The sequence below is a fragment of the Actinomycetota bacterium genome, assembly GCA_030018275.1.
GTDB lineage: Bacteria > Actinomycetota > Aquicultoria > Subteraquimicrobiales > Subteraquimicrobiaceae > Subteraquimicrobium.
Map to the genome: position 1 here is coordinate 1 of JASEGB010000028.1, position 9,885 is coordinate 9,885.

Annotated in this window: 7 protein-coding genes; all 7 read left to right on the forward strand. The window is 48.4% G+C overall.

The genetic code is table 11. The features are described 5' to 3' along the window. Positions 1-426: 426 nt before the first annotated feature. Positions 427-1,665: an aspartate kinase gene (locus tag QMD66_07670; protein ID MDI6822704.1), complete on the forward strand. Its 1,239-nt coding sequence runs from the start codon at positions 427-429 to the stop codon at positions 1,663-1,665. Further along, the gene (locus QMD66_07675) at positions 1,652-2,656 is read left to right on the forward strand and encodes an aspartate-semialdehyde dehydrogenase (GenBank protein ID MDI6822705.1); all 1,005 of its coding nucleotides are present in this window, start codon (positions 1,652-1,654) and stop codon (positions 2,654-2,656) included. The genes QMD66_07670 and QMD66_07675 overlap by 14 nt, the downstream gene beginning before the upstream one ends. 228 nt (positions 2,657-2,884) lie before the next feature. Beyond that, positions 2,885-3,811 (forward strand): cation diffusion facilitator family transporter, encoded by a 927-nt coding sequence (locus tag QMD66_07680; GenBank protein ID MDI6822706.1) that lies wholly within the window; start codon positions 2,885-2,887, stop codon positions 3,809-3,811. Between the two features lie 736 nt (positions 3,812-4,547). After that, on the forward strand, positions 4,548-6,851 hold the full coding sequence (locus QMD66_07685; protein MDI6822707.1) for a DEAD/DEAH box helicase: 2,304 nt from the start codon (positions 4,548-4,550) through the stop codon (positions 6,849-6,851). 43 nt (positions 6,852-6,894) lie between these two features. Continuing rightward, entirely contained in the window at positions 6,895-7,356 is a 462-nt protein-coding gene (locus tag QMD66_07690) for a TIGR00725 family protein (protein MDI6822708.1), read from the forward strand. 131 nt (positions 7,357-7,487) lie between these two features. Beyond that, the gene (locus QMD66_07695) at positions 7,488-7,952 is read left to right on the forward strand and encodes a YbaK/EbsC family protein (protein ID MDI6822709.1); all 465 of its coding nucleotides are present in this window, start codon (positions 7,488-7,490) and stop codon (positions 7,950-7,952) included. Positions 7,953-8,035: 83 nt separating this feature from the next. Further along, on the forward strand, positions 8,036-9,805 hold the full coding sequence (locus tag QMD66_07700; protein MDI6822710.1) for a diguanylate cyclase: 1,770 nt from the start codon (positions 8,036-8,038) through the stop codon (positions 9,803-9,805). Positions 9,806-9,885: the final 80 nt, after the last annotated feature.

Here is a 9,885-nt window from a genome sequence, read left to right on the forward strand (position 1 = left end):
TTTTCTTTCTGCTTTACAACCACAACTCTGGCTTCCTTGTGATATATGGCTTTGGGGGTAACTTCCTTGATGGCTTGATAAGCTACTTCATCGGCTCTGGTGGCCAGGAGTATGCAGGATATTACTTTGACCAAGAGACTGGGTTATACTACTTAAAGAGTAGATACTACAGCCCTGAGATATGTAGCTTTTTAACTAAAGATGTTGTTGAGGGAGAATTAGAGAGACCATAGAGTCTCAATCCCTATGCCTGCTGTGAAGACATCCTTTCAGATATGTTGATCCCAAAGGAGAATGCGCATTCGCGGTTTGAGTTGTAAGTATTTCTACATGGGAGCTAGTCAAATTTTTAGCAGGCAATTCTGTTTCTTGCTTAACCGCCCTCCGATTGCTAAAATAGCTGTGAGCTTAATGGAGGGATGAAGGTTGGGCATCATCGTGCAAAAATACGGTGGGACTTCGGTTGCCGATACTGAACGTCTTAAAAAAGTAGCCAGGCGCATAGTCAAGACAAAGGAGCGGGGAAATGCGGTTGTAGTTGTGGTATCTGCTTTGGGTGAAACCACGGACGAACTCCTGAAAATGGCCCATGAGATTACTCCCACCCCTCCCGAGCGAGAATTGGACATGCTCTTGGCCACGGGGGAACAAGTCTCCATCGCCCTTTTAAGCATGGCCATTAACGCCCTGGGATACGATGCCATCTCATTCACCGGTCCCCAGGTTGGGATCCTCACGGATACGACCCATACCAAGGCTAAGATAATGGACATAAGAACCGAACGCATCCTCGATGAAATAAAAAAGGGAAGGATCGTCATCGTCGCAGGCTTTCAAGGTGTCACCGTGGATCAAGATATCACCACCTTGGGAAGGGGCGGATCGGATACCACAGCCGTAGCTTTAGCTGCCAAGCTCAAGGCGGATGTGTGTGAGATTTACACGGACGTGGAAGGTGTGTACACAGCCGACCCCCGGTTGGTGCCCGATGCCCGAAAGCTCCCCGTCATCTCCTACGAAGAGATGCTCGAACTGGCGGCGAGTGGTGCTACAGTGCTTCAGCTTCGGGCGGTTGAGTATGGGAGAAATCACGGTGTTCTGATCCATGTTCGATCCAGCTTTTCGGATAAAGCGGGAACTTTGGTAAGGGAGGTAGACCAAATGATGGAGAGGGTTATAATCAGTGGAGTCGCTTATGACATCGGAGAAGCCAAAGTCACCATCCGAGATGTCCCCGACAGACCCGGAATCGCTGCCAAGGTTTTTAAGGCTTTGGCGGATGCCAATATCAATGTGGATATGATCATTCAAAACGTGAGCGAAAAGGGGTTCACCGATATCTCCTTCACTGTGGTCAAGGAGGATTTAATGAGAGTTGGGCGGGCATTGGAATCCATAGTTGAGGAACTCAAGGCCCGAGGTCCCTATTACGACGAGAATATCGCCAAGGTTTCCCTGGTGGGAGCGGGTATGAAGACCCACTCGGGAATAGCCGCCGATATGTTCAGCGCTCTTGCGGAGGAGAATATCAATATTCAAATGATCAGCACTTCTTCCATCAAAATCTCCTGCGTGGTCGATGCCAAAGAGGTTGGGAGAGCGGTGAAGGCCGTCCATAAGAAATTTAATCTCGGTAAGGAGGCAGTAATTTGTGAAGGAGTATAATGTCGCCATAGTGGGTGCAACGGGTGCCGTCGGTGAGGAAATGCGGAATATCTTGGAGGAGAGAAACTTTCCCGTTGCCAATCTGAGATTGCTTGCCTCCGAGAGATCCATCGGTCGGAGGCTTACTTTTAGGAGAGTGGGGGTAGCCGTTGAGCAACTTTTTCCCGATTCCTTCGAAGGTGTGGATATTGCCCTATTTTCCGCTGGAGCTTCCATAAGCGAGGAATTCGCCCCCCTTGCTGTGAAAGCGGGAGCTATAGTCATCGATAATAGCAGCGCTTTTCGTATGAAAGAGGATGTTCCCCTGGTGGTTCCCGAGGTTAATCCTGAAGCCTTAAAGGGTCATAAGGGCATCATCGCCAATCCGAATTGTTCAACCATTCAGATGGTTGTGGTCTTAAAGCCCCTTCACGATCGAGCGAAAATAAGAAGAATCGTGGTTTCCACCTATCAAGCGGTCTCCGGTACGGGAAGGAAAGCTGTCCAAGAGCTCTTGGATCAAGCGAAAGCCTATCTTGCCGGGGAGGAGATTATTTCAGGGGTTTATCCTCATCAGATAGTCTTCAATCTTCTGCCACACATCGATGTATTCCTGGAAAATGGCTACACCAAGGAAGAAACGAAGATGGTCGATGAGACCCGGAAGATATTTGGCGAACCCGAGATGAAAATCACCGCAACCTGTGTTCGCGTCCCCGTCTTCATCACCCATTCGGAGGCGGTAAACATCGAAACCGAAAGGAAGATTTCAGCCTCTGAAGCCCGTCGAATCCTTGAGAATGCACCTGGAGTGGTGGTCATCGACGACCCGGAGAACTTGGCTTACCCCATGCCCATTTTCGCTGCGGGAAAGGACGCATGCTATGTGGGTCGAATTCGAGAGGATGAATCCGTAAGATGCGGACTTAATCTGTGGATCGTCTCCGATAATTTGCGCAAGGGAGCCGCCCTTAACGCCGTGCAGATAGCTGAACTTTTGATAAAGCAATAGCGGCGTTTCAGGATTTGTCTTAAGCTTTGTATCAGCCTATAATAAAAAATTGGAAGAAAATTCTCGCCCAGTTGTAAATACGAGGTCAGATGGGGAAATAGTACGCCTCACCGGGCCAAAGGCAGCGGGTTTAACCTGTGGGACCTTATAACCACAGGTTTTAAATTTGTGAAACTCGGAATCTTTATCGAGGTGTTCCGTTTGAGGACAAGGAAACACGAGATTCAAGTGAATCTGAGGTCTATCATGGATAGAGAAGAACGGTTTCGCAAGGGAGAACGTGTTAGCTGGATGGGAATATGGGGAAATGTGGCTTTGACCATTTTCAAGGCTTTGGCCGGCATTCTGGGTAGGAGCCAAGCTATGGTAGCTGATGCTACTCATTCCCTTTCAGATATCGCCACTACCACGTTCGTACTCCTCAGTCTGAAGATTTCAAAGAAACCGGTAGATGAAACTCATCCCTATGGTCACGGGAAAATAGAGGCAATAGCGGCTGGACTCGTGGGTTCTCTTCTTGGTGCAGCGGGCGTTGCCATTTTGCTCTCCGCCATCCGATCGATCTTGGTGGGAGTATCCCGCATTCCTGGGGCAATTGCTCTTGTGGCAGCCATAACTTCTATCGTTGTCAAGGAAGGGATGTTTCAATATACTGCGCGGGTTGGCAGGAAGCTCCATAGCCCAGCGGTTATGGCTAGTGCTTGGCATCATAGGTCTGATGCTCTCTCTTCGGTGGCGGCACTGGTCGGCATCGGCGGTGCCAGGCTGGGCTATCCAATCCTAGATCCGTTGGCGGGAGCGGGCGTTTCTCTGTTCATCATCAAGATGGGATACGATATTACTGTAGAGTCATTCCATCATCTCATGGATACGGCTCCGAGGGAAAACATCTTAAGGAGAATTACCGGCATAGCTGAGGAGGTAGAAGGAGTCGAGCACGTCCACGAGATCAAAGCCCGACGTATGGGACAGTACCTGCTTGTTGATTTAAAATTAGAGGTCGATCCAAAAATCACGGTGGCCACGGGACACACCATCGCCAGCGAAGTCAGGCATAAAATCATGGGAGAGATGGATAATGTGGCCGATGTGATGGTACACGTCAATCCATATAAACGCCATCCTCCCCATGGGCACCCCGGAACCACCGATTAAACTGATCCTTTCACCTGCTAGCGAAACTTTTCAAAAGCGACCTTAAAGGTGACTCTAAAAGGCGACCCTAAAAGGGTCGCTCTGTGCGCTTGTGAGCGTACATGGTCAGAGAGGTGAAAGTCTTCTTCGGGTGTACTCTCCAGCCTGTAACCGAATGTAACTGCGTCGCCGAGAGGCGGGGTGGGGAGCAACGGGAGGTGAGCAACCAGTCCGTAGGATAACGAACTCGATTCGGCCGGGCGATGTCGGCGAGCCTGCTAGAGAAAGTGAAGCCCAAAACCTGCTAAAGTAGGAGACCTGCTTAGGCTAAAGGAGAGAGGGAAAGGGCGATAAGCAGGGGCACGTCAGGTGGTTGGAGACGGAATGGTTGTAAAGCCATAAAACCACATTCCCGGTTCTGGATAGCTGGATAAGGGTGCGATTGCGAAGCATCCTACGCAAAAGGCAGGGAAGAAAGAGACGTGGACGAGGACTGGATCACAAGCGCTAGCCAAATTCCTTCTTTGCCGAATATGGGCTGTTCTCACTTGTTGCAGCCCATGCGTCGGTCTGTCAATCCTCTAGGAGGTGAACCACCGACTGGAGAGCCGTATGCGGGAGATCCGCACGTACGGTTTGGAGGGGGGAGGAGCTGGGAAACCAACCAGCCCTTCCTACCCTATCATTCTTCATTGACCACATCACCTTGTGGCTTTAAGCTATAAATCGAAGGCAATCTTATTTCCTGAAGACAAAAATGGAGACCGCTGAATTTATCGAGATTTTAAAAAAGGACGAGAACTACCGGGGGCAGATCGTTTATTCGAAAAGAATTCCACCTAGGGAAGCGACCTTTGGTGTTCTTAAGCAACCCCTGCCCAAAATTTTGGAAGAGAGTTTGCGCAAGCTCGGTATAACCAAGCTCTATCATCATCAAGTACAGGCCATCGATCTCGTAAGGCAAGGGGAAAATGTGATCATAGTCACGGGGACGGCTAGCGGCAAGAGTTTATGCTATAACATCCCCGTGCTCGAAGCGATCTTGAAGAACCGGAGGAACGCCTCTCTCTATCTTTTCCCCACAAAGGCACTGGCTCAGGATCAATTAAGGATCCTTCACCAGTTTAAATTGCCGGGTCAGGTTCCCGCCACTTACGATGGCGACACGCCCATCGATGAAAGAGCCTGGATAAGGAGCAACGCAAATATAGTCCTCACCAATCCGGATATGCTTCACTATGGAATCTTGCCTCACCACAAGATGTGGGCGAATTTCTTCCTCAATTTAAAATATGTGGTCATCGATGAAGTCCATATTTTAAGAGGGGTTTTTGGTTCCAACGTGGCCAATATCATTCGGCGCTTGAGGAGAGTCTGTACCCATTATGGTTCAAAGCCGCAACTCATTTTATCCTCAGCTACTGTGGCAAATCCCAAAGAGTTAGCCGAAAATCTTATTGGTGTCAAGGTCGAGGTCGTGGACAGGGATTGTTCCCCTTGCGGTGAAAAATTCTTCTTATTCTGGAATCCCCCATACTTGGATCAGAGCAGGGAAAGGCGAAAGAGCTCCAACTCCGAGGCAACTTACCTCTTCGTCCAACTAGCGAAAAATGCCATCAGAAACATTACCTTCAGCAAATCTCGACGCACGGCGGAGTTGGTGTTCAAATATGCTAGGGATGAGCTCAAAGATAGACCAGATGTTTTATCCAAGACGAGTTCCTATAGAGCAGGTTACCTCGCTCCGGAGCGGCGCGCCATAGAGCAACGGCTATTTTCTGGGGAGCTTTTGGGAGTGAGTTCAACCAATGCCTTAGAGTTGGGCATCGATATTGGAACTCTGGATGCCTGTGTGATCAATGGTTTCCCTGGAACCATTGCCTCCACCTGGCAGCAAGCAGGAAGAGCCGGGCGGAAGCAAGATGCCTCCTTAGCCCTTTTGGTTGCCCAAGATGATCCCTTGGATCAATACTATATGAGATATCCCGGCGCTTTTTTTGGAAGGAGCCACGAACAGGCGATCATCGATTTTGAAAATCCCTATATTCTTTCCAAGCATTTGCTCTGTGCCGCCTATGAGATACCCTTATCCCCTGAAGATGAGGAATACTTTGGGAAATTCTTCTTGAGCGTGGTGAAATCGTTGGCGGAGGAAGGTGAGTTGCTGGAGAGGAAATCCAGGTGGTTCTGGATAAAACGTGAATTCCCCGCTCAATCTGTGAACATCCGTTCAGCTTCCCAAGATACCTACTCCGTCGTTGAGATGGAATCAGGAACTCTCCTGGGAACGATAGATTCGGCAACGGCCTTCATCTACATTCATCCGGGGGCGATATATCTACATCAGGGCGATTCCTATCTCGTTGTGGAGCTCGACCTGGCCGAAAAGGTTGCCTTCGTCGAACCCATCTATGGCGATTATTATACGCAGCCCCGGGAGGAGACAACCCTCACGGTCCTCAGTGAAATCAGAAGAAAAGACTGCGGTTTCACCTCTGTTTCCTTCGGGAAGGTCGATGTGACCAGTCACGTAATCGCCTACCAAAAAAGGAGGATTTTCACGGGTGAAATACTAGGTGTGGAGGAGTTGGACTTACCCCCTCAAAGGTTTAAAACCGAGGCCTTCTGGTTTACGATACCCAACAATGTTTTGAATGCGCTAAAGCTAGATAATCTGCAGTTGGCTGGTGGGATTCATGCCATCGAGCATGCCTCAATCGCCTTGCTTCCCGTGTACGCCATGTGTGATAGATGGGATATCGGAGGAGTCTCCACCCCGCTTCATTTTCACACGGGAATGCCCACGATCTTCATTTATGACGGATTCGAAGGTGGGATCGGCATCGCCGCCACGGGATATGAACTTTGTGAAGAACTCCTGAAGGCGACATCGGTCTCCATCAAGGACTGTGGGTGCAGGGAGGGCTGTCCATCTTGCATCCAATCCCCAAAGTGTGGGAATTGGAACGAACCCCTCGATAAGCAAGCGGCAATTAAGATTTTAGACAAACTGTTGGGCTGGAGGGAGAAGTCTAGAGGGAGAAGTCTAGAGGGCTTTTGACTCTAGACTCATCCCTTATCCCTTAAATTCAGAAGGAGGAATCATGTACATTAGTGTGATAGGGGCGGGCCAGTGTGATGATAAAATCTACGGGATTGCCTATGAGGTTGGTAGGCTCATTGCACAAAGAGGCGCCATTTTGGTTTGTGGAGGCTTAGGTGGGGTTATGGAAGCCGCCTGCAAGGGTGCGAAGAGTGCGGGGGGTCTGACTGTGGGCATCCTTCCCACTGAGGAGAGAGACGCCAATCCCTACGTTGATATAGCCATTCCCACGGGCATGGGTGAAGCCCGAAATGCCCTTGTCGTTCGAGCCGGACAGGTGGTTATAGCCATCGGTGGTGAGTTCGGCACCCTTTCCGAAATAGGATTGGCCCTCAAGATGGGAAAATCCGTAGTGGGCATCGGAACATGGGAGCTCAAGAAGGAAGGAAAACCGGTCGACGCTGTAATTCCGGCAAAAAATCCCCAGGAAGCTGTGGGAAAAGCCTTCCTTTTAGCCCACTAATTCAGCGTGATTGTCAGCGAACTTCCGAGATGTTATAGTAAAATATGCTTATCTCTTCTTTGCTTTATTGCTGTGTAAAAAGGAGAGTTTTAGGGTAAATTATTTATGATGGGGTTTTAAGGAGAGGCTATATGAGGACGAGTGTGGATGTGCACAATTATTTGCAATCAAGAGATATACCCCATGAGATTTTTCTATTGAATAGCCCCACCAGAACTGCAGAAAGAGCTGCTGCCCTTTTAGGATTGAATTTATGTGAAATTATTAAAACCGTGATATTTTTCGTAGATAGTGAACCAGTTGCTGTGGTGACGTGCGGGGATAAAAAGGTGAGTTATAAGAAGTTAAAAAAAGTTTTGGGGACTTCCAGAGTCAGATTGGCAAGCCCTGAAGAGGTTGTTGAGCTCACCGGTTACGTTGTGGGAGCCACTCCACCATTTTGTTTTGAAAATAAAATTCGGGTTTTAATCGATAAAAGCGTGATGGATGTCGAAGTTGTGTATACAGGTGGAGGGGAAATAAATGCCATGTTAAAAATGAAATCCCAAGATTTGCAGGGAGTCACTCAAGGTGAGATAGTTGATGTAAATGATTAAAGTTGAGATTAGAATCCACTGCGTTTTTAATCTATAATGGCGAGTTCAGAGGAGGGGACATAAAATTCAAGAAGTGAATTGGGATGAGGGTTATCGAAAGTATTGAAGAACGATGTAAAGAATGTTATGGTTGTGTGCGTATCTGCCCCGTGAAGGCCATAAAGGTTAGGGATGGACAAACAGAAGTCCTCGACGAGAAATGCATTTACTGCGGTCGATGTATCAATGCTTGCACCCAAGGAGCGAAGCAAGCAAAGACTGAAATAGATTTAGTAAAGGGTTTGCTCTCCTCCCGTAAAGTAGTAGTTATTCTTGCCTCGGAGTGTGTGGCTTCATTTTATCCCGCAACTCCTGCCCAACTCAGCGCAGGCTTGGAGAAACTCGGTTTCTTCTCCGTAGAAGATACTCTTTTGGGCGAGGAACTCGTCGCCGATGAATATACGAAGCTTTTTAAAGAACGGGCAGGTGAACCCATAATTAGATCCACGTGTCCGGCGGTTGTCACCTGGTTAGAGAAGTATTACCCTGAATTCTTGGCCTATTTGGCTCCGATCATCTCTCCCGTAATCGCCCAAGGGCGTTTAATTAAGGAGATGTACGATCCCGGTGTAGCCACAGTATACATCGGTCCCTGCATTGCGGCGAAAGCCGAGGCCAGGGACGACCCTGTAGCCGATGCCATAGATGCTGTGCTCACCTTTGACGAGTTAAAATCGATGTTCAAAGAGGCGGATATCAATTTAGAGTCCCTCCCTCCAGTCGATTTGGATGCCGTTCGCCCCGTACTTTTGAGGATGTTTTCTTTGAATGGTGGTTTTCCCAGAGAAACTATCGACGGTTATTCCCTTTTGGATAGGGACATTCGGGTTATACGAGGAATTTATGGCATTGAAAAGCTTGCCGATGCCATCCTTCGTGGTGAGGTAAGACCAAAATTGATCGACGTTCTGGACTGCGATGGGTGTGTGGATGGACCTGCAATGGGAAGCAATATGAGCATCTATGCTCGGAAAAACATCATTGAGCAATATTATAAGGAGAAAAGTAAAAGCTCTCTGAGGAAGGTGAACTTCAAGCAAATTCTCCCCAGGCTGCCATGGATTGAAATGCGGCGAGAATTTAGCAGCAAGGAGGTAAAACTCCCTTTCCCCACGGAGGAAGAACTCAAGGCGATATTAGCTACTGCGGAAAAGCATGATCAGCGGGATGAGCTCGATTGTGGAGCCTGTGGATATGAATCCTGCCGAGAAGAGGCCATTGCCATTTACCAAGGCCTAGCGGAATGGGGAATGTGTTTTCCTTTTCAGCGAGGGCTCTTCTTGAAGGTGGTGGAACAGTTAAGGCAAACCTCCATTACCGATGGTCTGACTGGGTTATCCAACCATAAAAATTTCATGGAACGCTTAAAGGTGGAGTTTAAAAGGGCCTTACGTTATGGTTCACCTCTCTCACTTATTATGATCGATGTAGATCTCTTCAAACCCATAAATGACACATACGGTCACGTGAGAGGGGATGAGGTGCTAAAAATTATGGCGCAGATCATAAAGAGGAATATCCGAGAAGCAGACCTAGCTGCGCGCTATGGTGGAGATGAATTTGCATTGATCTTACCGGAGACTGCTGAAACCGAAGCCTTTGCCGTGGCTGAAAAATTGAGGAGAAAAGTCGAAGTTCACCAGTTTATTTTAAATGGTAACCCGAATAGAATCACCATCAGCTTGGGTATCACATCCCTTACTCCTGATATAAAGGATGCCGCAACCTTCGTTGAGAAAGCGGACAAAGCCATGTATAAAGCGAAAGAAAGTGGGCGGAATCGAGCCCATATCGCTTCGGACTCCTCGGACTAAATCCCATGCCTTATAAGTTTAAATTTAGGTGATTCCCACCTAACTGGTACTGTGATATGATACCTTTATGCTTGATAACC